Here is a 26,795-nt window from a genome sequence, read left to right as displayed (position 1 = left end):
CGTCCTCCCCACCCTTCGCAGGCTCAGGCTGGGACCCGGGACGGGGCCGGGGAGGGTCACGGTCGGTAGATCCGGCCCAGCACGCCGGCCAGCAACCGCTCGGCGACCGGTCGGGGCAGCGCGGCGACCAGGGCGTGGATCGGCGCCATACGCGCGGGGAGCGCGCCGCCGCCCACGCCGGCCAGCTCGAGCAGGCCCTCCACCTCGGCGACGGTGAGGCCGGCCGGGTCGAGGTCGGCGGCCGCGGCGACCAGTCCCGGGTCCGGCACGGGCGGCGGCAGCGCGCGGGCCGCCCGGGCGGCGCCGGCGAGGTCGGCGAGCAGTGCCTCCACCCGCCCCGCCGTCGCGCCGGTGACGGTGAGGTGCAGCGTCGCGGGCAGCACCCCGTCGGGCTGGGCGAACGGCGGCTGGGGCTGCAGCAGCCAGCCGCGAGCGGTCATCTCGTCGGCCAGGTGCAGGACGTCGACGCCGTCGTCCCCGTCCTGGGCGACGGCGACCAGCGTGGCCACCGGGTGACCGACCACCCGCAGGCCCTCCACCGCGGCGATGCCCTCGGCCAGTGCCACCGTCGCGTTCCTGACGCGGCGGGCCAGCTCCCGGTAGCCCTCGGTGCCGAGCCACCGGTGGACCGCCCAGGCGGCCGCCATCGGGCCGGCCGGGCGGGTGCCGGCGAGGGTCGGGTTGACGACCGGGTACCCGGGCCAGCCGGCGGTGGTGAACCAGTGCCGGTGGCGCAGCTCCGCGGTCGCGGTCAGCAGCACCGAGACGCCCTTGGGCGCGTAGCCGTACTTGTGCAGGTCCACCGACAGCGACGTCACCCCTGGCACGGACAGGTCGAACGGCTCGGGGACGTCGTCGAGGAACGGCAGCACCCAGCCACCGATGCAGGCGTCGACGTGGCAGGGCACCCCGGCACCTGCCGCCAGTGCCGCGATCTCACCCACCGGGTCGAGCACGCCGTGCGGGTAGGACGGTGCGCTGACCACCACGAGGGCGGTGCGGTCGTCGAGCAGTTCGCCGACGGCGGCGGGGAGGGCGCGGCAGGTGTGGGGGTCGACGGGTACGTCGACGACCTCGAGGCCGAACAGGTGCGCCGCCTTGCGGAACGCGGCGTGCGCGGTGACCGGCAGCAGCATCGTGGGCTGACCGGTCCCGCCTCCGGTGCGCCACTGCTCCCGGGCGGCGAGGACGGCCAGCAGGCAGCTCTCGGTGCCGCCGCTGGTCAGCGTGCCGACCGCCTGCGGTCCGCCGCCGAGAAGCGCGAGCGCCGCGCCGACGAGGTCGTTCTCGATCCTGGCGACGCTGGGGAAGGCGGTCGGGTCGAGGGCATTGGTCCACTGGAAGGCCGCCTGCGCGGCGGCGGCGAGGTCGTCGACCTCGTCCCGCCCCGAGTCGTAGACGTAGGCCATCGTCGCCCCGCCGTGCGTGGGCACGTCGCCGGCCTGCAGCGCGGTCAGCTCGGTCAGGACGTCGTCGGGGGTCACGCGCGGAGCTCCTCGGGAGTGGGGACGGGGTCGAGCCGGTAGCGGGCGAGCACGGGCAGGCTGACGAGGACGAGGACCGCCGGGACGACGCTGAAGCCGAGGCGGACGGCGAGGACGGCGGGATCGGACTGGGCGACCACCTCGTCGCCGGTGGTGGAGACGTAGCCGGCCACCGCGAGCAGGCCGCCGAGGAGGCCGGGACCGATCGCCAGGCCGAGCGTCTCCGCCGCGGTCCAGACGCCGGTGAAGACGCCCGCCCGGCGCCGACCCGACGCGGCCTCGTCGGCGGCGATGACGTCGGGCAGCATCGCCAGCGGGAACATCTGCATGCCGGCGTAGCCGATGCCGACCAGGACGACGAGCGCGACCACGAGGCCCGTGCCGCCGGCGTCCCCGAGCACCAGGGCGGCGGCCGCACCCGCGAAGAGCGTCGACGAGGCGAGCAACCCGGTGCGCTTCCCCAGCCGGCGGCTGACCCGCAGCCACAGCGGCATGACCAGGATCGCCGGGCCGACGAGCGCGGCGAACAGCAGGGTCCCCGCGGCGGCGTCGCCCAGCACCTGGCGCGAGTAGTACGGCACCCCGGCGAGCATCACGCCGATGCCCAGGGCCTGGAGCACGAAGCCCATCAGCAGCACCCGGAACGGCCGGGAGTCCCAGGCCAGCCGCAGGGTGTCGGCGAGCCGCCCCTCGCTGCGCACCCGGGTGAGCGTCGGGGCGCCCCGGGTGCCGGCGACGGCGCCGAGCATCCCCAGCGCGAGCAGGGCGGCCACGAAGACGGCCATCGCCAGGTAGCCGCCGCGGCCGCCACCGAAGGCGTCGACGACGGCGGGTGCCCCCGCGCCGGCCAGCAGGATGCCGAGCGCCAGCGCGGCCACCCGCCAGGACATCAGGGTGGCCCGCTCGCCGGGGTCGTCGGTGATCTCGGCGGGCTGCGCGACGTAGGGCACCTGGAAGCAGCCGTAGGCGGTGGCGGCGAGCAGGAAGGCGACGGCGACCCAGAGCGCGGCCAGGGCCGGGGGAGCGCTCGGGCCGGCGAACACCAGCACGAACAACGGGGGCAGGGTGACCCCGCCGGCCAGCATCCACGGCCGGCGGGGCCCCCAGCGGCTGCTCGTGCGGTCCGAGCGGCTGCCGATCCACGGGTTGAGCAGGACGTCCCACGCCTTGGGCAGGAACACCACCAGCCCGGCGATGCCCGCGGTCACGCCGAGCTCGTCGGTCAGGTAGTAGAGGAGCAGCAGCCCGGGCACAGTTCCGAACGCCGCCGTCCCGATCGAGCCCAGCGCGTAGCCCAGGTGCGTGCCCCGCGACAGGCGAGGACCCGATGAGACGGCGGTCACAAGATCGGAACCTAGCGGGTCAGTCGCCCTTCACGTTGACCAGCTGGCGCAGCGTGTGCCGGATTCCCACGAGGTCCGCGGCGTCGGCCATCACCTGGTCGACGTCCTTGTACGCCGCGGGGATCTCGTCGAGGAAGGCGTCGCTGTGCCGCCACTCGATGCCCTGCATCGACTCCTCGAGCTGGGCCCGGGTGAACGTCTTCCTCGCCCTGGTCCGCGAGTAGACCCGCCCTGCGCCGTGCGGTGAGCTGTTCAGCGATTCCGGGTTCCCCAGGCCGGTGACGACGTAGCTCGCCGTCCCCATGGATCCGGGTATCAGGCCGGCCTGCCCCTTTCGCGCCTGGATGGCGCCCTTGCGGGACACCCACAGCTGCTCGCCGAAGTGCTCCTCGTGCTGGGTGAAGTTGTGGTGGCAGTTGACCCGCTCGAGGTCCGGGGTCTCGTCGGCGCGCATGTGGCGGGCCAGGCAGTCGGCTACCCGGTCCATCATCTCCTCGCGGTTGAGCAGCGCGAAGTGCTGCGCCCACCGCAACTCGGCGATGTAGCGGTCGAACTCCGGCGTCCCCTCGTCCAGCCAGGCCAGGTCCCGGTCGGGCAGGTCGAGACCGTCCCGGCGGGCCCGCTCCTGCGCGATCGCGATGTGCTTCTGGGCGATCTTGTTGCCCACCCCGCGGCTGCCGGAGTGCAGGAACAGCCAGACGCGGTCCTGCTCGTCGGCGGTCACCTCGATGAAGTGGTTTTCCGCCGGTTTGGCGGTGACAACCTGCCGCGCGGCGACAACCGCCGAACCAAGCTGCCGGAGTGCTCGCTCGTGGATGCCGTCAGCTGGAGCCTACTGCCACCGTCTTGCGGCATCGTCATCCAGCAGTGCAAAGAAGTCGGTTGCCGTGAGCGTGACGATGCTCTCTTCGGCCTGCTGTGGGTCAGCGGCAAGAGCCCATCTCGGGACGCGCTTCTGCTCGATGAACCGCTCGACCGCGGGGTCTGGCATCGGGGAAACCCAGCGTTCCGTCGCGCGTTCGGCGAATCCGGTGTCCGACCAGAAATCCTCTAGATCGACGTCCCGCATGCTGTAGCCGATGTGCCAGAGGGGCGAAACCGCCTGAGCGAGGAGGCGCTCACGAACGTGCGTCAGCGCCTCAAGGACTGGCCTAGCCAGGCCGCTTGAGGTGGTTGTGATGTCGGCAACGATGGTGTCAGGCACTTCGATGTCACCGTGCGCCTTGATGAGAGGAACGGCGCCGCCGCTCTTGGTGTACTCATCCAAGTAGTCCGACAGCCCGGCGAAATCGTCAGCGGTAACGAACGGCTTCACGTCGCCAGCCGCTTTGGCCTCGATGATTTGGTCGAAGTTGACGGTAACTAGGAGAAGGCGACGGCGCCGCGCAAGCAGGCGAACGAGGGGGTCGCTGGCGAGCACGCCAGCCGTGCGCTCGGCTTCGATGCGAGCGAGAACTTCCTTGTGCTGTGCATCGAACCAACGCAGCGTGCGCGAGAACGATCGGTGCTCTTCATGCTGCTCCTCCCGCAGAACTCGCTCAAGCGTCAGTCGCTCGATGAACGCCTTGGGCCCAGCCGCACGTTCACCTGGGAGGAGCCGGTCTGGGGTACGAGCGAGCCGCTGATAGAAGTCAGCGGCCGCCTCTGAGTAGTTGTGTCCGTCAACCTTGTGGCCGACGTACATCTCTAAGGCACGGTTGCGTACGTCATTGCCCAAAGGCAGGTATCCGGCACTGGCGCCTGCGCCGAGCATCAGCATGATCAGCGGGGCGTCGGCTGGGTCGAATCGAGTCAGGGAATCGACGGCGTCACAGTCTCGGGCACGTGTGTGCCGAGTCCGCAATCCGCCATCGGAGACTCGCCAGCGCAGGCTCGGCTCACCTGTGCAGTGCATGCCGTATTGGATCTCTGCGTCGCCAGCGACGATGACCAGCGTGGAGGCAGCCGGTCGATGCAGAAGCTCGGGCAATCGCATGAGCAACTGCCACACAATCGCCTTGTGGTCCGCGTCCAATGCGTCATCCGCGTAGACCAGGCCGGCGAGATCGTTGGCACGGAGATCGATCGCGAAGAGCGAGGCAAGCAGTCCGCGCAGCGCCTGCTGTCCGCGGCTCGCGGCGGCCAGGTCCGTCACACCGCTGATCCGCGCTGACCTCCCATCCACGTCGAGTCTAAGTCCCTCGGTGGACCCTGGCAGCGCGTTAATTTCGGAGAGCGCCTGCTCGACAGCGGATGCGAGATCCGCGATGTCGCCGGGATCGCTATCGATCTGAGTTGTATCAGTCGCGGACGCCGCGTCGACGACGAGACCGTCTTCAGCGCGAAGTATCTCGTCGAGCAACGAGTGGAGCCTCTCCCTCTCGTCAATCGTGACGGCCAACAACAGTGGGGCAGCCGCAAGGCCGAAGCCGACGTCCGCCTGATGCTGCCGGTGCTCGGCGAGAACCTGTCGCAAGCAGTCCAGAACGTCCGTGGTCAGAACGCGAGCGGCGGTCACTCTTCCTTCTCCGGCTTCCGACCACGCGCAGCATCTAGCAGTGCGTCACGGATTCGCTGAGTGTTCGACGGCCGGTCGTAAGCAAGCGCCAGCCCCGCTAGCACAGGCCGAGCAGCGGTATATGCCTCGAGAGCCGCGTCGATTGCAGCTTCCACTCGTGCGCGTGCGGCCGCGGGCCTACGGGAGACGTCATCCGCGAGGCGGGCCAAGGCATCGTTCTCGGCGGCTGGGTCCAGGTATATGCCCTCGTCCAGGCCGGTATGCAAGCCTCCGCCGAGCCGGCGGGTCAGTTCCCCTAGAGCCCATCCACGGTATAGATCAACGCCTGTAGCGGTCGCGCGCTCACTGCCCGTCAACGTGCGCGCATAGGCGAGCGCTGGGCCAGCGATGGCACCGCTGATCGTCTCAAGCCGGCGCCGGTCCTTTGGGCGGGGAAGCGCCCGGTCGCGGGACGTGTTTCGGTTGAGAAGGAGTACGAGAAGTAGGCCGGCGGCTGCTGGTCTCAAAGTGCTTGGCTCGGTCGTGAGCAGCGCGATGACTTGGTTGACGCGTTGCCTAGTCCAAGACCGGTAGGCGTCCGCCAGCGTCAACAGCGCAGCCTGCGTGTCGCCTGGGTCGAGCTGAATCGGCTCGCCAGGAAGGGCCTCAGCCTGCCGGGCCGCTTGTACGGCTCGCTCGACGCAATGCAATACGACTGTCCCCTCTGGTGTGAGGAGCATGCGCGCGCCGGGCTCCTCGACCCGCTGACCAGGTGGATCGGGAACGACAATGACGGTCTCGTTACTGGAGTGCGGAATCCGGACCTGCACTCGGGGAAGGGCGGCGAGAGCCTCGCGCACCCGTTCGCCCTTTGCAACGGGGTCAAACCAGTACCGCTGCCGTGCCAGTTCTGCGGCAAGGGGACTCAAGTCCGCGGGTACGCGCCGCGCCGTCGGCGGGAGCGTGGACGATTGTGCGTCACGCAACGTGCTTAGCCCGGCGACGATCGCTGAGGCGTCGGTCGACGTCAGCAGTGTGGGCACGCCGAAGAGCCTTTGCGGCGTGCCGACACTCCACGACTCGAGGTTGTCGCTCATGCGAGGTGAGCGCGACCTGATGTGAAGGGAACTGCGAAGTAGCCGCGTTCCGCGAGCTGCCTCCCGCGCTCATCCTGCCAGTCGCCCGCGTGCGGGTCCTCGCCGTCCCTAGGCGCGGGATAGTCGCGCGACAGCGGGAGCATGACGACGACCTGATCGGCGACGGGTCCGAGTGCCTCGTGTTCCACAAAATCCAACAACTGGCCAAGCCGATCTCGTGCGACGAATGCGCCAAACTCGTCAAGGAAGACGACGAGATGCTGTCCCGGCTCTCGCTCGCGCCCTAGTCGCGCGAGATTCGCCCGCGTGTAAGCGAACACTTGTTCACCCGAGGAGAACGCTTCCAGTGGCCGCTTGCGGACGCCGCCTCCCGCAGGATGCCAAGTCAAGGTCAGATCGGCCAAGCCCACCCGGACCTGATCTGCTTGGTCGAAGAGTGCCGCCAAAAGCTCGGGTGCTGACAGGAGCGACGCAAGCTCTTGTTCGAGCCACTCGGGCAGGGCTGGGCCAACCCTTCGTTGGTAGTCGCTCGCCTGCGGGGCTCCGATCTCGCGGTGCCGGGGCGAAATCTGGTTGGCTGTCGCGCTCAGGAAGCCCGACAGGGCGGCAAGACGGTCGGCGAGGTCAAGTGCTGCCGCTGCCTGCGCCCGAGCGATCGCAGCGATGGACTCGAGCGCATCTGCGACTGCGAACTCTGCGGCGTCGGGTGGCCTGTCGCCATCCGTTTCGGACTGCGCTGCGGGGACCTCACCACCTGGGGCGAGAACGCCGTTAGCTGCGAAAATGGGAGCTACGGCTTCCCTCCACTCGGCCCAGTCGTTTGGCCCCTCGGCCGTCAATGCGGACACAGCGCGGCGGCTGGCTTGGCGTAGGCCGCTGAGACGCTCCAGGGCCTCCTTGGCAACAGCCCGGGCGTGGTCGACGGCGTCGCGTCGGAGGGTCGCGGCCGCTGTCGCGGAGGCAGCCGCAGCGTGCAGTGACCGCATCGCGTCGATGGCGTCTTGAGCTAGCGGTACGAGCGGCCCCGCGGTGGTGACGGCACGAAGGGTCGACACACTGACCGGTGCGCCGGCTTCCGCCAAGACGCTTAGTGCTGATTCGTCTAGCGCGACCAGAGCGGACGCTGTTTCCTGGTCCGCGACGGCGGCTGTTCGGGTGGCGAGCTCCTCGTCTAGGTCTGGATACAGGCTGTCCGCAGGAGGCTGCTGGTCAGCTGCCTCGTCCTGCTCATCCTCGTCATCTTCTGCGGTTAGGCCTGTTGTTACGTCCGGTTGCGCATATGGGATCTCGAGCAGTTGGGCGATTTTCTTGCGTGCTTCTCTGGTCCGCAGTTCGGCGGCTACAACTTCGTCGCGTGCCGTCTCCATCGCCGCTTGAGCGCCCTCGTAGGCGGCTCGGTCGGAGGCCGTCAAGTCACTCAGTAGCTCATGAAGCTGTTCATTCGCCTCGCGGAGCCTTGTCTTCTTGCGGTCTGTTACGTCAACTTGAGCCGAAAGTGCACGTAGCAGGGTCTGACGGCGCTGTTGCGCAACGATCTCCTGATCCAGTCGTACCAGCTCGTCCGGGCGGGGTCGCCCCGCAAGCTCCGCCCGTCTGTCACGGATGCCGGTCAGTAGAGCGTCCACGCTCGCTGGGGGCTTCAGGTTCGCTATGACTTCGCCGCCGAGGCGGTGTGATTCGGCGGCCAGCGGAGTCTCAATTTGGTTCGCAAGGTGGCGCAGTGGCTGAACAAGATCGACAGAGTCGCGGCGGGCAAACGCCTGCCGTAGCTCTTCGCTTACATCGCGGCTCATTCTCGAGAGTGCCTTGGGCTCAGGCCGCTCCGAGAGCGATAAGGCGCTCAGCAGCTGTCGTTCCTTGATGCTCTCTCGCTGCACTGCTCGCTGCCGATACCCGAGCAGGCGCTCCCATCGCTCGATGTCCCCGCGAAGTGACCCGGTTTGTGCAAGCGCAACAGCCGCTCGCTCGACTCGGGCGACCGTCTCTTCGAGGCTTTGGCGGGCGCCGGCCAAGGCGCCGCCAGCGTCGGCGAGCTCGACGAGCAGAGGAGGAAGGTCTCGTCGACGGACGGCGAGCCGGTCCATCGCCGCTGCGGCGCCAGTAGCGGCTTCCGCCAAGACGACAGCTCTTGTCGCCTCCTGCTCAGCTGCGGCGACGGCGGCGTCTGCCTCTTGGCGCGCCGACCAGGCGCTGGCGAGTTTTTCCCGGTTGACTCCACCCGTAAGTTCTGCCAGCCCCTCGAGGCGCACCTCCCAATCGCTCGCGGCGGGTCGCACCCGCAGCCGCTCAAGGGAGGAGGCGATTACCGCCCGCTCGTCTACGTCCCGTGCCAGCGTCTGCACGAGCGTTTCATCGCCGCTGATTCGGCGAACCCGTAGCAGACCCCGCGCCACCTGTGGTGTTGCCGGCATTCCGTTCAGGGAGATACGGGCGAATCGTTCGCCTAGCTCACGGACCGGGTCCTCGGGCCAAGAGTCAGGATCCACATCGAACTCCAGAACCTGATCCTCTGGGAGGCCAGTCACGGTGATCGTCGTCGGGCCGAGCTGGTCTCTTAGTGTCCGCCAGGCGTTCGGTAGGCCTGCGTAGGGCTGCGCGCCCGTTGCGAGTTCCAGGAGTCGCGCAGCGACGCTCTTGCCGATTCCGTTGCGCCCCTCCAGATGGCAGAGGGGATAGTCCGGGATGTCCGGGATGACCTTCACGCCGGCTGACCGCCTCGGCGACCCAGAAATCTGGAATCTCATCGGCCCGACTTGCCTACCGTCGAATCAGGCTGGTGGTGCCCCCTGGCAGCGAGGTCAGCGAATACAGCCACAGGGTCCGGTGTCGCGTCCAGGAGCGCGTCCATGACCCGCGCCACCACAACATCAGCGTCCAAATTGACAGCCCGCGTCGAGACACCCGCGTCTGCGGGCGCGTCGAAGGCATTCAGGGCCCCGCGGATTGCGGCAACGTCGCTGCGTGGCCGCTCTGTGGACGCATCCCGCTCGTCGATGGCTTCCTCCCTCCCCGAAGGCTATCGGCTGGTCTCGGACGGGTCCCGCCGCGGAACAAGCTGCTCAACGGCTAGATGGGCCCTGCGGACGTTAGCGCGAGCGGCTTGCGCATACCGCTCGGACAGCTCAAACCCGTGAGCAACTCGGCCCGACTCGACGGCGACGACTAGTGAGCGTCCCGTTCCGCAGAACGGGTCCAGTACGAGCCCCCCGGGGGGACATGAGCTCTCGATCCGCGGGCGAATCAGGTCCGCTGGGAACGTCGCGGAGTGTCCGTCTTGTCCCTTGCGGACGCCGACCGCCACCACGTCGAGGCGGTCCGGTTCGGCAGCTTCGAGGTTGTAGTAGTACGACGCGCGTCCTTGGCGAGGTCGCTGCACAACATGAAAGAAGTGTTCATGACTGAGCCGCAGACGATCGGCTTCTGGTCGCGGCGCAACTGACGGCTTAGCCCAAATAACGTCGTTGCGCACAATCCATCCGTCGTCTTGAAGCGCAATCGCAGTGCGAGAGGGGATCAACAAGAGTTGCTTGTCCAACAGCCATCCCCCGGACGGCGTCCGGCGGCGGATACGGTCGCTCTCCCCGAGCCCCTGTCGACCGTCCGCCCGAATGCTGGACCAGCGTCCGAAGTACGTGTCGCCGATGTTCAGCCACAGGCTCCCGGTCGGCTTCAGAACTCGCCGGAGCTTTGAAAGGATTTCGACTAGGTGTGCCACGTACCACTGTGGATACGGTTCTAGCCCCAGAGCGCCGCCATGATCGCGATACCAGCTGTATCCGGGGGGTTCAGTCGCGGCGCGGCCAGTGGCCTTCCACTCTTCGAGGATGTTCTCGTTGTAGTCATGGCCGTAGGTGCGCAGTCCCCAATACGGCGGGGAAGTAAGGACTAGGTCGACTGAGTTCGGCTCCAGCTCGTCCAAGAGGTCGAAAGCGTCGCCACGGCGTACCAGCGGCAGGCGACGCGCTCGCGGGGACGATTCGGTAGGCGAGGCTTCAGGGAACGCGGCGGCGGGGAACGGGTCTGCCATGTCCTCACTTTCGGTCGCGTGGAGGCTATCGGACGGGGTGCCGACAGTCGCTAAGGACGTGGCTTGCGCCTCGCAGATCTCCAGCTTGGGCGTGTGAGACGCTAAGTCCGCCGCTCGCCCCCTGGTGCTGCCCACTCTCATCAGCCTCCAGTGCCCGGGTGAAGCCGTGTCACGTCGCGGCGTGCGGCGCGGTCACGCTCGGCCTGAAGACTGGCCTCGGCTAGTTGCAGGTGGTGCAGCGCCCGGTCGCGCTCCTCCTCGGCCTTCTTCCGCTTGTCCCGCTCCCGCGTGAGACCGGTACGCGCCTCCGCCAACTGCTCGAGGAGCTTGGCGTGCGGGGACTCCGGGGCCGGCCGCCAGTTGCTGCGGAGCTGACCGACGAAGGCGGCGACCGGTTTGTGGTCCTTGTTCAAGGCCTGCCGGGTGACCCCGCTGAGGCGGGCGACCTCGCTCAGGCTCGGCCGCCTGCCGCTGACCACCAGCGCCAACGCGGCGGCCGTCGCCCGCAACCGGGTGGGGGTGCTGGTCAGCAACTCGAGGTCGACGTCGTCGAGTTCGGTCACCGACCCTGCACCTCGATCAGGTCGCCGAGGTCCCGCTCGATCAGCGCGGCGTTCTCGCCGGCCTGCTCGCGGGCGAGCTTGGGCATGCTGCGGTCGCGGGTCAGGCTGAGTAGCCGATCGTGCTTCACTTGGTGGGCGGCGAGCGTCGCGCTGACCGTGGTGTGGTTCAGGCACCGGTTGGGCTGGCAGAACGACTCCAGCGGGGTGCCCTCCTCGGCGCCGCACAGGGCGAGGTCCGGGTCGAAGTCGCACCAGCCGAACTCGGTCAGGCGGATGCCGCGGGCGTGCTGGCGCAGCAGCACCCGCAGGCGGCGGTCGTCCTCCTCGACGCGCGGCTCCCGGCTCAGGACCTCGTGTACGGCCGCGAAGACGTCCCGCTTCCGCCGGCCGTCGGGCCCGGCCGGCAACCGGGGCCCGACGCCGGCCTCCACGGCCCGCTCCCAGACGTGGAACTCGTCCACCATCGCGTCCACGACGACGTTCTCGTACAGCTCCGCGACGTCCTCGTACAGCTCCCGCTGGCCGAGCGCGACGGCGTCGGGCGCGACGCGGAAGTACCCCGCGGCGGTCTCCGGGTGCTGCCACTTGAACTGCTCCATCGCCGCCTGCGGCCCGTGCGGCCGGGCGGACACGATGCGGGCGAAGGTCCGCCGCAGCTCACGGCCGTCGGGCTTGACCAGGACGGCCAGCCAGGCGGCGCGGTCGGGTCGATCGGACGCCAGCAGCGCGGCGGTCGCCGGGTCGTCCTTGACCGGCAGAGGTGGCACGATGCCCCGGCGCACCAGGTCCTGGCCGGCGCGGGCCACCTGGTCGATGGCCCGCTCAAGCCGGGCCGTCACCCGGGCGCCGTCGCGTTGGCCGTGGACGGCCCTGCGGTCGAACAGCGGTGCCTGGCCCGTCGCGGCGAAGAGCCGGTCTGGGGGGACGTCCTTGACGTCCAGGAGTCGGATCAAGACGCCGACGGCGTCGGCGACGATCGGCGGCACCAGCCACCTCTCCTCGCGTGGCCGCTCCAGGCCCTTAACCAGGTAGCTGCGCAGCAGCCACCTGGTGGTGCCGGTGACCTCGATCGCTTCTAGGGGGCTGTGTCGCGGCACCGCGTCCAGCTCGGTGGCGCGCATGCCGGTGAAGGCCGCCGTCACGAACAGGCAAGCGCCGGCGACCTGACCGAGAAGCTCGCTGCCCTGCGACTCGAAGCCGTCCCGATCGAGCCACACCACCTCCCGGCCCTGGGCGTCGACGACCAGGAGGGGCTGGGCGGCCCGGTTCCGCTGCATCGCCTCATGCCGGTCCAGGATGGCGTGCCCGTGCTCCACCAGGAACATCCCCAGGGTCAGCCACGGCCCCAGCACGTCGGCCACCGACAGGGGTGCGGTGCTGTTCACCCGCCGGCGCACCGCGGCGGCGCCGCCCCCGAGGCTCAGGGCGCTGACGCCGGGCCACGGTTCGTGCGTGAGTCGGTCCACGCCGGGGCTCATCGCCCGGGCGTAGAGCGCGAACGACTTCAGGGCGCTGATGCGGCGGTAGTTCGGGCCCAGTCCGCTCTCGTCCTTCCAGGCGTCGTAGTCCTCCTGGGTCACCGCCGCCAGACTTCCCGCCCGTTGGTGCAGCCAGGCCAGGTCCACCGTCAGCCCGGCGAGCCAGCGCTCCACGGTCTTGAGGTCCTTCGGCTTGCGCCCCGTCAGTTCGGTGGTCACTTTGGTGTGCAAGAACGGGCGCGTCGCGAGGATGAACAGCTCCTTCAGGGCGTCCCGCAGGTGCGCGGGGATGCCGCCGAAGTGCAGGCGCCGCCGCACGCTGGACGCGGTGTCCCGGTGGCCGGAGATGTCCCAGGAGTCGTCGTCGTAGACGCCCGACACCGGCTCGCCGAGCAGTTCGGCCAGCGGGCGTCCGCTGAACTGGCTCGCCGATGTCCGCCGCAGCGGGATGACCGTCACGTGTAGACCTCCTTCAGGCGCTCGATGCGCTGCTGAGCCCCGGCGATCTCCCGCGCGGCGTCCTGCTTCGCCCGGTCGGAGAAGCGCGACAGGACGTGCTGGACACCGACGTCGACGCCACCCCAGCGCTGCACGAACTGCTCGGCAGGCATCTGCCGGCGCTCCGCGTCGATGCTGTCGCTCAGGGCGAGGATCACCGGCAGGTGGTGGCGGGTGTGGATCGCGTTCTCGCAGAGCAGGCACGCGAACGGCGTCTGCCGGCACAGGGTGCCGACGGCCTGGCCGGGAGCCTGGAGCGCGTTGCGGCAGGTGACGGTGCCGCTGTCGTCGCCCTCGCCCCGCACGATGCGCTCGGCGGTGGCGGGGTCCACCCCGTGGTCCACCAGGAGGGCGAGCACCTCGTCGCGCTGCAGATCCGCGTCGATCACCAGCTGCGAACTGCGGACCAAGCCCAGCAGATCGTCTTGTGCCTCGGCGATCACGGCCTGGCGCTCGTTGGGACTGAGGGCGGCGCTGCGGCACATCGCCCAGGCGCTGAGGCGACTGTGGTTGGGGTCCAGCCGGCCGGCGACCCCGGGCCCCAGCGCGCGCTCGCTGCGCTCGGCCCACGACTTGCGCATCCGCCTGGTGCTCAGCCGGATGCGCGCGCCGTCGGGGCCCTCGATGCCCTCGTGGCCTTCCTGCACCAGCGGTCGCGACGGGACGTAGGTGAGCACCGGGAGGCGAAGCGTCTTCACGCTCGTGCGTCCGTCCCGGGCCTTCGACCGCCACAGCCACACATGCTCCGAGCCGGTCCAGCGACGAGCCGGTGCGGTCAGGTCGATCCACCGCTCCAGCACCCGGCCACCGCTCCACGTGCTGACGGCGTTGCCCCTGCGGCTGACGGCCCGGTCGGCCCGCGCCTTCACCCCGGTGATCTCCATGACCGAGGACTGCCCGGGCAGCCGCCGGACGTCGTCGACGTCCATGCTGGCCAGGACCTGCCCCTCCGCTCCGTACTCGTTGATCACCAGCAGCGTCGCGGCGAGTGCGTCCTGCACGTCGGGGAACAGCGCCTCGATGGCGGCGGCTCGGCCGGTGCGGTCCGCGGCGACCCGCTCGTCGAAGGCGTGAACGAGGACCCAGGCGCTCCACCAGCGCCTCGCCGCCACCGTGGCGGCGCCGTCACGCGGAGGGGGCTCCACGTCGAGGATTCGCTGTGCGGCCGCGAGCGCCTCCTCGTCCCGCGCATCGGGCTCCACGCCGAGCAGTCGGAGAGCCGCGTTGCGCCGGGCGAACAGCGCAGACAGGCGGTCCTTGCACCAGTCGATGATGCAGTCCAGCTCCGCCGGGGAGTACGGCTTCGACGGCTTCGCGTAGCCGAACAAGGTGAGGTTGCGCAGGTAGCGGACCAGGGCGTCGTTGCCGGCCGTCAGTGCCGCGTTCAGCAGCAGCCGCCGGGCCAGGACGGTGCGGACGGGCACCGGGGTGGTGAGGTCGGCGAAGAGGGCCGCGTGCACGTGACCGACCTGCAGCGTGGCGGCGTCGGGAGGGTTCGTCGCGTGGGCGGCCAGGCGGTCGCCGACCAGGCGGGCCGCGGAGAGGTACATGCGGCCTGACCCCGGACTCTTCAGCTCACCGCCCCGGTCGACGAACAGCAGCAAGGTCGCGTCGCGCAGCTGCTGGCGCAGCGGAGAAGCGGGGACGACGGCGAAGTCCAGCAGGCTGGTGTGACCGTCGGCGGTCAGCAGGATGCCCACGGGCACGTCCGACGGTTCCGAGGCCAGGCCGCGGTGCGGGTCTCTCACCCGACCTCCTCGCGGAGAGCGGGGTTGTGCTGGGGGTCCGCGTTGACCGACAGGAGCAGGTCCCACAGCGCCGCATGCTGGTAGATCAACGTCGTGTCAGGGCCGGCGTGGCCCAGTGACTCCTGTACCAGCAGGCTCGTGTTCTCGTGGGTCACGAGCTCGGCCCACACCGGCCGGCGGCCGTGCGCCGCGACGAAGGCGGAGATGTGCTCTCTCCGGGCGGCGAGGAAGCGCGTCAGCGCCGTCGCGTAGGTGTGTCTCAGGTGGTGCATGCTGTAGGACCAGTGCAGGTCGCCCCACACCGCCGCGCACCGGGAGCCGGCCAGGGCGAGGGCCTCGTTCAGCGCCGTAGGGTTCGTCAACGGTGCGCCGTTGGCGGTGCGGTGGTTGAGCAGCACCAGCGGGGAGCCTCCGCCCGGCAACACGAGGCGGCGGCGGGCCGCGAGTTCGAGGTCGTTCCACTTCTCCGTGCGCTGTCGGCCATCGACGCAGAAGGTGACCTCGCGCCGGTTGGTTCGCTCGACCACCACTTCCAGCGGCCGCTCGGGCCGCCAGGTCGCGTTCCGCGCGATGTTGCGCCGATCGCCGCGGACGTAGGCGTGCACGGGGCGCAGCCACTCCGAGAAGGCGATCGCCCGACGACCAGCGTCGTTCTTGGCGGTCTGGTCGGCGACCGCGAGGGGAGTGAACCCGTCGGGGTGCGGCGGGGGCAGCTCGAAGATCGTGAAGGCCAGGACCTCGCTGTGCCGCAGCCCGGCCGCCAGGCCCAGTCCGACGCCGGCCGCGTTCCGCTGAGCGGTGAGGTACCCCTGGAAGGTGGGGTCCGGCCCGCCGCCGTCCGGCAGCTCCCCGAGTAGTCCCACGCGCAGGAAGCGTTTCTGCTGGTCGCTGGGGATGGGTTCGCGTTCGGACTTGCTGCGGCGGCCGCCGTCGAGGCCGGCAACGACCTCCACCGGCCCCCAGCGGGTCTGCACCGTCTTGGTGCTGAACGGCAGCTCGGTGATGCGCCGCGCGCGTACAGCCCACCGGTAGAAGCTGGTGATCGCAGCGCGCCGCTTCCCGATCGTGCTTGCCGCATCGCCGACCGGATCCGCGCTGCGGTCTTCCTGGTCCACCCCGGTGCACTTGAGCTGGTAGGTGCGCAGCATCTCGTCGCCATCGAGGAGCACCTCATCGGCGAGGAGGCCGACGCCGAACTCCGCTTCGAAGTGCGCGGCCAGCCTGACGACCTCTCGGGCGTACGTCTCCCAGGTGTCCGGGCTGTGCGAGGAGGCGAGCCCGAGGAGCCAGTGGTTGACGTCCGCGACCGGGCGCTGGTCATCGTCGAAGACCGTGGGCAGGCCGGCGACCCTGAGTGCCCTCGGGTCGGGTGCGAACCCCGCGTCTGCTGCGTACTCCGGCTTCCACTTCAGAACCCGATAGGGCACGGCCCACCTCCCGCGGGGGAGTCTGGGGGAGGGCACTGACAGGTTCGTGGCGCCGCTCCGGACCGGGGGTGGACGAGGGCTCAGGTTGTCAGTGCGTACGTGCCGGGGGGAAGTGGTTGCCCGAGCCGAGGCTGCCCAGCTGCATCGCCCAGTTCGGCGCCGTCGTCGTGACCGAGTGCAGGACGCGCTCGCCGAGCTCGTCCGCCTTCGCCTCGAGCTCCTGCACCCGCTTCCGCGCGGTTTCGGTCAGCTTCTTGTTGTACTTCCCGGCCGACAGCGGCACGTTCCGCTCGATGTCCCCGCGCAGCGGCGCCAGCGAGCCGCGCGACCGCACCTCGTCGACCGACCACGGCGTGCGGACGGCGATCATGCCGCAGCCGATGTCGACGCCGACGGCGGCCGGGATGATCGCGGCACGGGTCGGCAGCACGGAGCCGACGGTGGCGCCCTTGCCGAGGTGGGCGTCGGGCATGAGTGCGACGTGCGGGTCGACGATGTCGAGGGAGGCGGTGCGCTCGGCCTGCCGCAGCGTCTCGTCGTCGAGGATGCTCGCCCAGTTCAGGAGTTTGTCGGACAGTCTTTCCACGGCCCGAGTCTGCGGGGCGGGGCGTCCCGAGGCGACCGGATTACCGGCGCGGGGTGGGCGGTCGGCCGCCGCCGCCGAACGTCCACGAGGTCGCGCGGGGCGCGCCGTGCGACGGCGCCAGGCGCGACTTCGGGGAACGTGCGGCCTGGCGGGCCGTCCGGAGCGCGACTTCCCCGAAGTGGCGCCCCGCCGGCGGCGGCAGGGCGGCGTCCCCGCGACGTCAGCCGGAGCTGAGGATGCGGTCGACGATCGGGTCGACCGCCGTGTGCAGGCCGGTGTTCGCGTAGGTGAAGAAGAACGCCGTGATGCCGAAGACGGGTACCAGCGCCACCTTCTCCACGGTCGCCCCGGTGCGCAGCCGGAGCAGGATCAGCCGGCTCTTCGTGGCCAGCCAGATCACCGGGACCGGGACGCCGGCGGTCGTGAGGGCGTCGCCGAGGATGTGCGTGAGCACCCCCGCGGCCACCGCCCACGGCAGCCACAGCGGGCTGGGCATGTGGGTGAGCAGCAGCCAGGCACCGCCCCAGGAGAGCACCAGGTTCCCGAGGATCGTCGTCTCGGTCCGGCCCGGGATGACGAAGTGCAGGGCGTGCAGCGCCAGGCCGATCGCCAGGGCCAGCACCAGCAGGCTGGACCAGAAGGCGTTCGCGGCCAGCATCGCCAGCGCGCCGAACGCCAGCGGCGCCAGGACGGCGTCGTGCGTGCCCCACCGGTGCCCACCGGTCACCGCGCCGATGGCGCCGGAGGGGACGTCGGTGACCGGACCCCACATGTCCGAGACCGTGGAGCCTCGGTGGTCGAGGTCGGGCAGCATCGCGAAGCCGCCCACGGCCGCGATCCAGGCGCCCTGCGCCACCGCGCCGTGGACGGGCGCCCAGGGCAGCGTGGCGGCCCCGGCGGCGAGTCCGGAGAGCGCGTGGGTGTGGCCGAGCACGTCCGGAGCATCACCCGCTGGAGCGGCGCGCCGGGGGAGGCGCGCGGAGCGGTGTCAGTCGCCGAGCAGGTGGTGCAGGAGCCGGCGGGTCCTCGAGGAACATCCGCCAGACCTGGACGAGGTCGAGCTCGGCCCGCTCGCGCCGGCTGAAGCCCGCGCCGTCGAGCTCGTACACCAGGGCGGCGCGGCGAGCAGCGGGGAGTGCGTGGCGAGGACCACCGGCGAGCCCGCCGCGACCCGGCCCCCTGCAGGGCCCCGCCGCGAGCGTTCGAGGGGTGGCTGGCAGGGGGTCCTTCTGTCGTCGAGCACCCAGAGCCCGCGCTCCGTGGTGCGCTCCGCGAGGAACGCCAGGAAGCCCTCGCCGTGCGACCGCGCGTTCAGCGGACCGCCGAAGGCCCGAACGCCCGCGGGCCCCTCGCCAAGGGAGCCGACGTGGGCCGTGCATCGCCTCCGCGCGCAGGAACGCCCGCCCTGCGAGCGCGGGTGCCCGCCCTGCAGCTCCAGCTCGGCCCACAGGGCGGACTCGTCGGGGGAGGGGAGCGGCGCGCAGTGGTCCGCCGTCGCCGTCAGCGACCGCTGCCAGGCGCGCGCGACCCCGCACCCCGACCCGGGCCAGCGGCAGCCCGGAGGTCACTGGAACGACCCCGTCCAGAGCCCCGCCCCGAGCGTGCGAGGGGCGGGGAGGACGGGGTCCTTCACTCGTCGAGGTCGTCGTCGTCCGTGCCGCCGCGGGCCAGCCAGGTCGCCAGCCGCTCGACGGGCACCTCGAACTCGGGGTGCTGGTCGACGAACGCCTGCATCTGGTCGGCCAGCCAGGCGAGGGTGACCTGTTCCTCGCCCCGCCGCTGCGACAGCTCCTCGAGCCCTCGATCGGTGAAGTACACGCCCCGCTCCCGGGTCAGCCGGCGAAGGCCTCGGCGACCAGCGTGCGCTGCTCGACCTCGTGCACCTTCGCCGAGCCGACAGCCGGGCTGGCCGACGCCCGACGGGAGACCCGCCGCAGCTTCCGGCCCTCCGGCAGCTCCTCCGGCAGGTTGACCGCCATGAACTGCCAGGCGCCCATGTTGGCCGGCTCCTCCTGCACCCAGACGACGTCGGAGGCGTTCGGGTAGCGCTCCAGCTCCGCGCGGATCTGCTCGGCGGGCAGCGGGTACAGCTGCTCCACCCGCACCACGGCGGTGTCGGCGCGGCCGTCGGCCTCCCGCTGGGCCATCAGGTCGTAGGCGACCTTGCCGCTGCACAGCAGCACCCGCCGGACCGCCGAGGCGTCCAGCGGCTCGCCGCCCACCCCGGTGTCGGGCAGCACCGGGCGGAACGCCTCGTCGGTGAAGTCGCTGACCGGGCTGACCGCCGCCTTGGCCCGCAGCAGGGACTTCGGCGTGAACACGATCAGCGGCCGGTGCACGTCCGAGAGCGCCTGGCGACGGAGCAGGTGGAAGTAGTTGCCCGGCGTCGTGCAGTTGGCGACGGTCATGTTGTTCTCCGCCGACAGCTGCAGGAACCGCTCGATGCGACCGCTGGAGTGGTCGGGGCCCTGCCCCTCCATGCCGTGCGGCAGCAGCATGACGACGCCGGAGCGCTGGCCCCACTTCGCCTCGCCGGAGCTGATGAACTCGTCGATCACCATCTGGGCGCCGTCGACGAAGTCACCGAACTGCGCCTCCCAGAGCACCAGGGCCTTGGGGTTGGCGACCGAGTAGCCGTACTCGAAGCCGACCGCGGCGTACTCCGACAGCAGCGAGTCGTAGACGAAGAACTTCGCCTGCTCCTCGGTCAGGTTGGCCAGCGGGGTGTACTCGTCGCCGGTCTCCCGGTCGATGAGGACCGAGTGGCGCTGCACGAACGTCCCGCGGCGGGAGTCCTGGCCGGCCAGGCGCACGGGGACGCCGTCCATCAGCAGGGAACCGAAGGCCAGCAGCTCGCCCATCGCCCAGTCGATGCCGCCCTCGCTGGCCATCGCCGCGCGACGCTCGAGCATCTTCTGCAGCTTGGGGTGCGGGGTGAACGTCGGCGGGAAGGAGACGTGCGCGTCACCGATCGCCTTGAGCACCTCGGGCGTGATCGCGGTCTTCACCTGCGACTGCTGCGGGGTGCGCGGGTCCATGACCGGTTCGGGCTTCGAGGAGTCCTGCGCGTCGTGGGTCTCGGCGAACGCGCGCTCGAGCTGACCGCGGTAGTCCTTGAGGGCCTCCTCGGCCTCCTCGAGGGTGATGTCGCCGCGGCCGACCAGCGCCTCGGTGTAGAGCTTCCGGACCGAGCGCTTGCGGTCGATGATGTCGTACATCAGCGGCTGGGTCATCGACGGGTCGTCGCCCTCGTTGTGCCCGCGGCGGCGGTAGCAGACGAGGTCGATGACGACGTCCTTCTTGAACTGCTGCCGGTACTCGACGGCCAGCCGGGCCACCCGCACGCAGGCCTCGGGGTCGTCGCCGTTGACGTGGAAGATCGGGGCGTTGACCATCCGCGCCACGTCGGTCGAGTAGAGGGTCGAGCGGGCGGAGCCGGGGCTGGTGGTGAAGCCGACCTGGTTGTTGATGACCACGTGCACCGTGCCGCCGGTGCGGTAGCCGCGCAGCTGGGAGAGGTTCAGGGTCTCCTGCACCACGCCCTGACCGGCGAACGCGGAGTCGCCGTGCAGCAGGACCGGCAGGACGGTGAAGCCCTGCTCGCCCTTGTCGATCATGTCCTGCTTGGCCCGCACGATGCCCTCGAGGACGGGGTTCACCGTCTCCAGGTGGCTGGGGTTGCTGGCCAGCGAGACGGCGATCTCGGCGTCGGGCTGGAACGGGTTGGAGAACGTGCCGGTGGCGCCGAGGTGGTACTTCACGTCACCGGAGCCCTGGACCGTGCCCGGGTCGATGTTGCCCTCGAACTCGCCGAAGATCTTGGCGTAGCTCTTGCCCAGCACGTTGGCGAGCACGTTGAGCCGGCCGCGGTGCGCCATGCCGATCGCGACCTCGTCGAGGCCGTGGTCGGTGCCGGCGATCAGGACCTCGTCGAGGATCGGGATGACCGACTCGCCGCCCTCGAGGCTGAACCGCTTCTGACCGACGTACTTGGTCTGCAGGAACGTCTCGAACGCCTCGGCGGCGTTGAGCCGGCCCAGGATGTGCTTCTGCTTCTGCCGTTCCGGCTGCTCGTGCTTGACCTCGATGCGCTGCTGGAGCCACTCGCGCTCCTCGGGGTCGGTGATGTGCATGTACTCCACGCCGACCGAGCGGCAGTAGGAGTTGCGCAGCACGCCGAGGATGTCCCGCAGGGCCATGAGGCGCTCGCCGGCGAAGCCGCCGACCGGGAACCTGCGGTCGAGGTCCCACAGCGTCAGGCCGTGCTGGAGGATGTCCAGGTCGGGGTGGGTGCGGACCTTGAACTCGAGCGGGTCGGTGTCGGCCATGAGGTGGCCGTTGCGCCGGTAGGACTCGATGACCTCGATGACCCGGGCTTCCTTGTCGATCTGCCCCTCGCGCGTGATCCGCACGTCCGGCATCCAGCGCACCGGCTCGTAGGGGATGCGCAGGGACCGGAAGACCTTGTCGTAGAAGCCGTCCGCCCCCAGGAGCAGCGCGTGCAGGCGGCGCAGGAAGTCGCCGGACTCGGCACCCTGGATGATCCGGTGGTCGTACGTCGAGGTCAGCGTGATGATCTTCGAGACGGCCATCTCGGTGAGCGCGTCGGGGTTCATCCCCTGGAACTCGGCCGGGTACTCCATGGCGCCGACGCCGATGATGGCGCCCTGGCCCGCGGTCAGCCGGGGCACGGAGTGGTTGGTGCCGATCGTGCCCGGGTTGGTCAGGCTGATCGTGGTGCCGGAGAAGTCCTCCATCGTCAGCTTGTTGTTCCGCGCCCGGCGGATGATGTCCTCGTAGGCGGCCCAGAAGGCGGCGAAGTCCATCTCCTCGGCGCCCTTGATGGAGGCGACCACGAGCGAGCGGGAACCGTCGGGCTTGGGCAGGTCGATCGCGAGCCCGAAGTTCACGTGCTCCGGCGTGACCAGCACCGGCTTGCCGTCGACCTCGGCGTAGGAGTTGTTCATGTTCGGGAACTCGTCCAGCGCCCGGACCAGCGCGTAGCCGATCAGGTGGGTGAAGGAGATCTTCCCGCCCCGGCCCCGGGCCAGGTGGTTGTTGATCACGATGCGGTTGTCGGCGAGCAGCTTGGCCGGCACCGCCCGCACGCTCGTCGCCGTCGGCACGGTGAGCGACATGTTCATGTTCTTGACGACCGCCGCGGAGGCTCCGCGCAGCGGGCTCTGCTTGCCGGCACCGACGGGCGGCTTGGGCGCGGCGGGGGACTGCTGGCTGGTGCTCTTCACGGGTGCGCTCCCCGTCGGCTCGGACCCGGCGGTCGGGCGCTGTTCCTTGGTGGCGGCGGGGGCCTCGGCCGGTGCCGCGGGCTCGGCCGGCGGCGCGGCGGGCTTCTCGGCCGGGGCGGAGGGCTTCCCGGCCGGCTTCCCGGCCGGGGCGGCGGGCTTGGCCGCGGCCGGCGCATCCTCGCGGTCGCCCCCGCCGACCGGGCTGCCCGGTCGGTAGTCGGCGAAGAACTCGTGCCACGCCTGATCGACGCTGGACGGGTCGGCCAGGTACTGCTGGTACATCTCCTCGACCAGCCACTCGTTGGTGCCGAAACCGGCGACCTGGGACGAGGCGGACGACGGTCGGGATGAACTCACGCTTGACACGGGGTCGAGTGCCTTCTTCGTCTCGGGGCTGCGTCTGAGGGGCGTCGCTGAACCGGTTGTCGAGTCTACGCCCGTGCCCGGCGGCTGACCGGGCGTGGAGCAGGAGTCGCGTGCCCGGGTCGGCGCGACGTCAGTGGGTGGCGCCGTGCGCGACCAGGAGCTCGGCCAGCGCGTCGTTGCCGGTGGCCGCCCCCTCGTCGGCGCGTCGCACCCGGGCGGCTGCGACGCGGCTGATGTCGAGGGCGCTGGCGCCGTCGTGGGTGGTGGCGTTGACGTCGGCCCCGGACCCCAGCAGCAGGGCCACGATCTCCGGCGCCTCGCCCGACGGCCCGGCCGCCACGGCCGAGTGCAGCGGGGTCCGCCCGGTGTCGGGATCGTGCCGGTCGGCGTCGGCCCCGGCGTCGAGCAGCAGCCGCACCAGGTCCAGGCTGCCCGCGGCGGTGGCCGCGTGCAGTGCGCCGGCATCCGGATCGGCCCCCCGGTCGAGCAGCACCCCGGCCGTGCCGGTCGAACCACCGAAGGCGGCCCAGACGAGCAGGCCCACGCCGGTGGCCGGGTCGGTGAGCGGGGCGCCGGCGTCGAGCTCGGCCGTCAGCCGCTCGACGTCGTCGAGGTAGGCCGCGCTCGGCGCGTCGACGGCCGCGCCCAGCTCCACCAGCATCGGGACGAGGTCGGGCGCGTGCTCCAGCGCCACGTGCAGCGGGGTGCGGTGCCCTTCGGTGCGTGCGGCCAGGTCGGCGCCGGCCTCCACGAGCAGCCGGACGACGTCGGCCCGGCCGCAGGTGACGGCCAGGTGCAGCGGCGTCCAGCCGTCCTGGCCGTCCCGCTCGACGGTGCCGGTGAGCAGCCGGGGCGACTCCTCCACGGCGACCCGGACCGCATCGGTGTCCCCGTCGGCGATCAGCTTGCCCAGGCGCTGGACGGTCATGCGAGTGGTCACGCGGTCTCCGTTCTCCGTTGGCGGCTCCGGCGCAGTTCTCGGCCTCGCCGCTGGTGTCGCGGTGCCCGCCGGCTCAGGCGACGTCGCGGCGGACGGCCAGGAACGTGCCCAGCACGGCCGCAACCAGACCGTAACCGAGGAGGAGGAGACCTCCTTGCCACGCGTCGAGGACGTCCGGGCCCTGGAAGGTGGCGGTCAGCGCTTCGAGCGCTCCGCCCGGCATCCACTTGTACGCGCCCGACGTGGCCGGGATCTGCCGGATGATCGGCTCGATCACGAAGAGGTAGACCAGGCCGCCGACGATGGCGCCGACCTGGTTGCGCAGCAGTGCGCCGAGCCCGACACCGATCACCGCGTAGATGACCAGGGCCAGCCCGGAGCTGCCCAGCGTCCCCAGGTTGTCGGCGCTGAGCTCCGGCGCGTCCCCGCGCGCCCCGGCGTGGACGGCGACCGCCGTGAAGTTGACCGCCATCACCACGAGTGCGAACAGGGTCGCGGCCAGCGCGTAGGCGACGAGCTTGGCGATCACGACCCGGCCGCGGTGCGGCGTGGTCAGGAAGGTGGGCGTGGCGGTCCGGTGCCGGTACTCCTGCGTCATCCCGATGATGCCCAGGATGAGGAACAGGACGTTGACGTTGACCGCGTTCGCCATCGCCAGCTCCTCGTAGAGCGGCGTGCCCACGGCCGGGATGCCCGACTCGGGGTTGCCGGCGAACGCGGTCAGCAGGATGGCGAACCCGATGACCATGACGCAGGAGCCGAGCAGCAGGCCGATCCAGACCCTCGTGGTGAACAGCTTGGTCCACTCGGCGCGCACCAGCCCGGTCATCGTGCGGCCTCCTCGGTGGGAACGGTCGCGGCGTACTGCTCGCGGCCGGCGGTGAGCTGGAAGTAGATCTCCTCGAGCCCGCTGGTGTGCGACCGCAGCTCGTGCAGCTCGACGCCCGCGGCGAACGCCCGGCTGCCGATCTCGGCGGTCGTGCGCCCGCTCACGGTCAGCGCGTCACCGTCCAGGTCGACCTGCGCCCCGCCGGTGCGCAGCACCTCGGCCAGCCGGACGGCTTCGGGGCTGCGCACCAGCACGGTGCCGGCCCCGTCCGCGCCCGAGCGCAGGTCCGCCATCGACGCCTCGCGGACCAGCCGGCCACCGCCGACGATCACCACGCGGTCGACGGTCTGCTCCACCTCCGACAGCAGGTGGCTGGAGACGAGGACCGTGCGGCCCTGGTCGTGCGCCAGGTGGCGCAGGAAGCCGCGCAGCCACTGGATGCCCTCGGGGTCCAGGCCGTTGGCCGGTTCGTCCAGCACCAGGACGGCGGGGTCGCCGAGCAGCGCCGTCGCCAGCGCCAGGCGCTGCCGCATGCCGAGGGAGTAGCCGCCGGCCCGGCGGCGCCCGGCGTCGGCCAGGCCCACCTGGGCCAGGACCTCGTCTGCGCGCGAGACGGGCAGTCCGGCGCCGCGGCAGTAGACGCGCAGGTGGTCGCGGCCGGAGCGGGCCGGGTGGAAGGCGGTCTCCAGGACGGCGCCGACCGTGCGGACCGGCTGGGGGAGTGCCGCGTACGGGACCCCGTCGAAGGTGGCGCTGCCGGCGTCGGGGCGGACCAGCCCCAGGAGCATCCGCAGGGTCGTGGTCTTGCCGGCCCCGTTCGGGCCGAGGAAACCGGTGACCGAGGCCGGCTCGACGGTGAACCCCAGGTCGGAGACGGCCGCCACGGCGCCGAAGGACTTCGACAGCCCGCTCACCTCGACCCGCACGGGGCCGGAGGTCGGGGCATGGGCGGTGGACATGGCGCGCTCCTCGTCGTCCGCAGCGGGTGGACCCCATCCAAGCTCACCGACCGGTTCCGTCGGAACCCTGCCGCGCCGGGCGCGTGACCTGCGGGTGGACGCCGATGATCTCGGGGTGACCAGGTGCACACGGTCACATAGGCTGCGCGCCGTGACCGAGACCTCGTACGCCTACCGGACGGTCGTCGTCGGCACCGACGGCTCCGAGTCCTCGCTGCGGGCGGTGGCCCGCGCCGGTGCCCTCGCCGGTGCCTGCGGTGCCACGCTGGTCATCGCCTGCGCCTACCTCCCGACCGAGGCGGACGACCGCGAGCTCAGCCGCGCGCAGGACGTCCTCCGCGACGAGGCGTACCAGATCGTCGGCTCCCACCCCGCCGAGGACACCGTCCGGACGGCGGCCGAGCGGGCCGGCTCGGCGGGTGCGACGAAGGTGCGGACGGTCGCCGTCCAGGGCTCGCCGGTGGAGGCGCTCCTCGACGTCGTCCGCCGGGAGGGTGCCGACCTGCTGGTCGTGGGCAACCGGGGGCTGGCCGGCATCAAGGGGCGGCTGCTCGGCTCCGTGCCGGCCGACGCGACCCGCCGTTCGCAGTGCGACGTGCTCGTCGTGCACACCACGGACTGAGGTCTCCGCCGGGCATGGAGGACTCCGGGGTGCCCCTCCCGGGCCCCGACGTGCGTGAGGCGCTGGAGCGGCTGCTGCTCGACGGGCCGCGCCGGTACACCCGGCTGCAGGTGGCCGAGCTGGCCGGCATGCCCCCGCAGCGCACCCAGCGGCTGTGGCGGGCCCTCGGTTTCCCGGACGCGGCCGACGACGACCCGGTCTTCACCGACGCCGACGTCCGCGCCCTGGGCGTCGTGTCGCAGCTGATCCGCTCCGGGTTCGTCGACGAGGACACCGAGTCCTCGATCGCGCGGGCCATGGGCCAGGCGCTGTCCCGGCTGGCCGACTGGCAGGCCGACATGCTGGCCGACGCCCTGACCCGGACCGACGCGGGCGGGGAGCGGCGGGCGGCGTCGCCCGAGGAGGCCGTGGCCGTCGCGAGCGCGATGCTGCCCCGGATGCTCGAGATCCAGAGCTACGTCTGGCTGCGGCACCTGGCCGCCAACGCCGACCGGCTGCTGTCCGCCGGTGGCTCAGGCGACCGCCGGGAGCTCGCGGTCGGGTTCGCCGACCTCGTGGGCTACACCTCCCGGAGCCGCGGCATGGGTGGCCGCGAGCTCGGGGCCATGGTGGAGGACTTCGAGAGCACCGCCGCCGAGGTCATCGCCCGCCACCACGGCCGGGTGGTGAAGACGGTCGGGGACGGCGTGCTGTTCACCGCTGCCTCGGCGACGGCGGCAGCCGACATCGGGCTGGCGCTCCCCGACGCCTGGGCGGCGCCCGAGCGCCCACCGCTGCGCGTGGGTGCGGCCTACGGGACGGTGCTCACCCGCTACGGGGACGTGTACTCGCCGGTGGTGAACCTGGCCAGCCGGCTCACCTCGCTGGCCCGGCCGGGGACGCTGCTGGTCGACCGCGACCTCGCCGACCGGTTGCGGGCGGCGGGCGGTCACCGGGTGCGCCCCCTGCACCGGGTCTCGGTCCGCGGCTACGACCACCTCCAGCCGTGGCTGGTCCGGCGCCCCGAGCACACCGACGACGCCCGGCGCGACGACGACGGCTACGACGAGGACTCCTTCGACGCCCACGACGACGACGGGCCCGCCTCCTCCTGACGCGCCGGATCG

20 protein-coding genes are annotated in these 26,795 nt (G+C 71.2%); 2 read left to right on the top strand and 18 right to left on the bottom strand.

What is annotated here, in order from left to right; genetic code table 11:
- Positions 1-56 precede the first annotated feature (56 nt).
- The 18 genes from GCU60_RS05705 to GCU60_RS05620 all read right to left on the bottom strand — a co-directional run bounded on the left by GCU60_RS05705 (position 57) and on the right by GCU60_RS05620 (position 25,067).
- Positions 57-1,484, bottom strand: a complete 1,428-nt coding sequence (locus tag GCU60_RS05705; RefSeq protein WP_163203090.1) for an aminotransferase class V-fold PLP-dependent enzyme — start codon at positions 1,482-1,484, stop codon at positions 57-59.
- Positions 1,481-2,827: an MFS transporter gene (locus GCU60_RS05700; RefSeq protein ID WP_163203088.1), complete on the bottom strand. Its 1,347-nt coding sequence runs from the start codon at positions 2,825-2,827 to the stop codon at positions 1,481-1,483. The genes GCU60_RS05705 and GCU60_RS05700 overlap by 4 nt, the downstream gene beginning before the upstream one ends.
- A 19-nt stretch (positions 2,828-2,846) precedes the next feature.
- Positions 2,847-3,557, bottom strand: coding sequence for an RtcB family protein (locus tag GCU60_RS05695; protein ID WP_345770427.1), 711 nt, complete (start codon positions 3,555-3,557; stop codon positions 2,847-2,849).
- A 102-nt stretch (positions 3,558-3,659) separates the two neighbouring features.
- Positions 3,660-5,324: an SIR2 family protein gene (locus GCU60_RS21495; protein WP_163203086.1), complete on the bottom strand. Its 1,665-nt coding sequence runs from the start codon at positions 5,322-5,324 to the stop codon at positions 3,660-3,662.
- Entirely contained in the window at positions 5,321-6,400 is a 1,080-nt protein-coding gene (locus tag GCU60_RS05685) for a hypothetical protein (protein ID WP_163203084.1), read from the bottom strand. Before GCU60_RS05685 ends, GCU60_RS21495 begins: the two co-directional genes overlap by 4 nt.
- Positions 6,397-9,102 (bottom strand): hypothetical protein, encoded by a 2,706-nt coding sequence (locus GCU60_RS05680; RefSeq protein WP_163203082.1) that lies wholly within the window; start codon positions 9,100-9,102, stop codon positions 6,397-6,399. Before GCU60_RS05680 ends, GCU60_RS05685 begins: the two co-directional genes overlap by 4 nt.
- Before the next feature lie 314 nt (positions 9,103-9,416).
- A complete protein-coding gene (locus GCU60_RS22030) occupies positions 9,417-10,427 on the bottom strand; it encodes a site-specific DNA-methyltransferase (protein ID WP_163203080.1) in 1,011 nt (336 codons plus the stop codon).
- Positions 10,428-10,567: 140 nt separating this feature from the next.
- Entirely contained in the window at positions 10,568-10,990 is a 423-nt protein-coding gene (locus tag GCU60_RS05670; protein WP_163203078.1) for a hypothetical protein, read from the bottom strand.
- Positions 10,987-12,927, bottom strand: a complete 1,941-nt coding sequence (locus GCU60_RS05665) for a hypothetical protein (RefSeq protein ID WP_163203076.1) — start codon at positions 12,925-12,927, stop codon at positions 10,987-10,989. Before GCU60_RS05665 ends, GCU60_RS05670 begins: the two co-directional genes overlap by 4 nt.
- Positions 12,924-14,714 carry a hypothetical protein gene (locus tag GCU60_RS05660; RefSeq protein WP_163203074.1) on the bottom strand — a complete coding sequence of 597 codons (1,791 nt, stop codon included), beginning with the start codon at positions 14,712-14,714 and terminating at the stop codon, positions 12,924-12,926. The genes GCU60_RS05665 and GCU60_RS05660 overlap by 4 nt, the downstream gene beginning before the upstream one ends.
- Positions 14,711-16,141, bottom strand: a complete 1,431-nt coding sequence (locus tag GCU60_RS05655) for a hypothetical protein (protein ID WP_163203072.1) — start codon at positions 16,139-16,141, stop codon at positions 14,711-14,713. Before GCU60_RS05655 ends, GCU60_RS05660 begins: the two co-directional genes overlap by 4 nt.
- A gap of 88 nt (positions 16,142-16,229) precedes the next feature.
- Positions 16,230-16,727, bottom strand: coding sequence for an RtcB family protein (locus GCU60_RS05650; RefSeq protein ID WP_345770414.1), 498 nt, complete (start codon positions 16,725-16,727; stop codon positions 16,230-16,232).
- A gap of 220 nt (positions 16,728-16,947) precedes the next feature.
- Positions 16,948-17,661 (bottom strand): metal-dependent hydrolase, encoded by a 714-nt coding sequence (locus GCU60_RS05645; protein WP_163203070.1) that lies wholly within the window; start codon positions 17,659-17,661, stop codon positions 16,948-16,950.
- A gap of 695 nt (positions 17,662-18,356) precedes the next feature.
- Positions 18,357-18,545: a DUF6104 family protein gene (locus GCU60_RS05640; protein WP_163203068.1), complete on the bottom strand. Its 189-nt coding sequence runs from the start codon at positions 18,543-18,545 to the stop codon at positions 18,357-18,359.
- Positions 18,546-18,559: 14 nt separating this feature from the next.
- Positions 18,560-22,330: a multifunctional oxoglutarate decarboxylase/oxoglutarate dehydrogenase thiamine pyrophosphate-binding subunit/dihydrolipoyllysine-residue succinyltransferase subunit gene (locus GCU60_RS05635; protein WP_345770413.1), complete on the bottom strand. Its 3,771-nt coding sequence runs from the start codon at positions 22,328-22,330 to the stop codon at positions 18,560-18,562.
- Positions 22,331-22,469: 139 nt separating this feature from the next.
- Positions 22,470-23,279, bottom strand: coding sequence for an ankyrin repeat domain-containing protein (locus GCU60_RS05630; RefSeq protein WP_163203064.1), 810 nt, complete (start codon positions 23,277-23,279; stop codon positions 22,470-22,472).
- A 73-nt stretch (positions 23,280-23,352) separates the two neighbouring features.
- Positions 23,353-24,108, bottom strand: a complete 756-nt coding sequence (locus GCU60_RS05625) for an ABC transporter permease (protein WP_163203062.1) — start codon at positions 24,106-24,108, stop codon at positions 23,353-23,355.
- The gene (locus GCU60_RS05620) at positions 24,105-25,067 is read right to left on the bottom strand and encodes an ABC transporter ATP-binding protein (RefSeq protein ID WP_204261499.1); all 963 of its coding nucleotides are present in this window, start codon (positions 25,065-25,067) and stop codon (positions 24,105-24,107) included. Before GCU60_RS05620 ends, GCU60_RS05625 begins: the two co-directional genes overlap by 4 nt.
- A 151-nt stretch (positions 25,068-25,218) precedes the next feature.
- Between GCU60_RS05620 and GCU60_RS05615 the strand changes: the two genes are divergently transcribed.
- Positions 25,219-25,689 (top strand): universal stress protein, encoded by a 471-nt coding sequence (locus tag GCU60_RS05615; RefSeq protein WP_345770412.1) that lies wholly within the window; start codon positions 25,219-25,221, stop codon positions 25,687-25,689.
- A 29-nt stretch (positions 25,690-25,718) separates the two neighbouring features.
- On the top strand, positions 25,719-26,783 hold the full coding sequence (locus GCU60_RS05610; RefSeq protein WP_345770411.1) for an adenylate/guanylate cyclase domain-containing protein: 1,065 nt from the start codon (positions 25,719-25,721) through the stop codon (positions 26,781-26,783).
- The last annotated feature ends 12 nt before the right edge of the window (positions 26,784-26,795 follow it).

Origin of the sequence: Blastococcus saxobsidens (assembly GCF_010682065.1) — a bacterium.
Lineage (GTDB): Bacteria > Actinomycetota > Actinomycetes > Mycobacteriales > Geodermatophilaceae > Blastococcus > Blastococcus saxobsidens_B.
This window is presented reverse-complemented; position numbering and strand designations above follow the sequence as displayed.

Coding starts and splice junctions, on each gene's coding strand:
- GCU60_RS05685 (WP_163203084.1), bottom strand. CDS start 6,400: ATGAGCGACAACCTCGAGTCGTGGAGTGTCGGCACGCCGCAAAGGCTC.
- GCU60_RS22030 (WP_163203080.1), bottom strand. CDS start 10,427: ATGGCAGACCCGTTCCCCGCCGCCGCGTTCCCTGAAGCCTCGCCTACC.
- GCU60_RS05625 (WP_163203062.1), bottom strand. CDS start 24,108: ATGACCGGGCTGGTGCGCGCCGAGTGGACCAAGCTGTTCACCACGAGG.
- GCU60_RS05620 (WP_204261499.1), bottom strand. CDS start 25,067: ATGTCCACCGCCCATGCCCCGACCTCCGGCCCCGTGCGGGTCGAGGTG.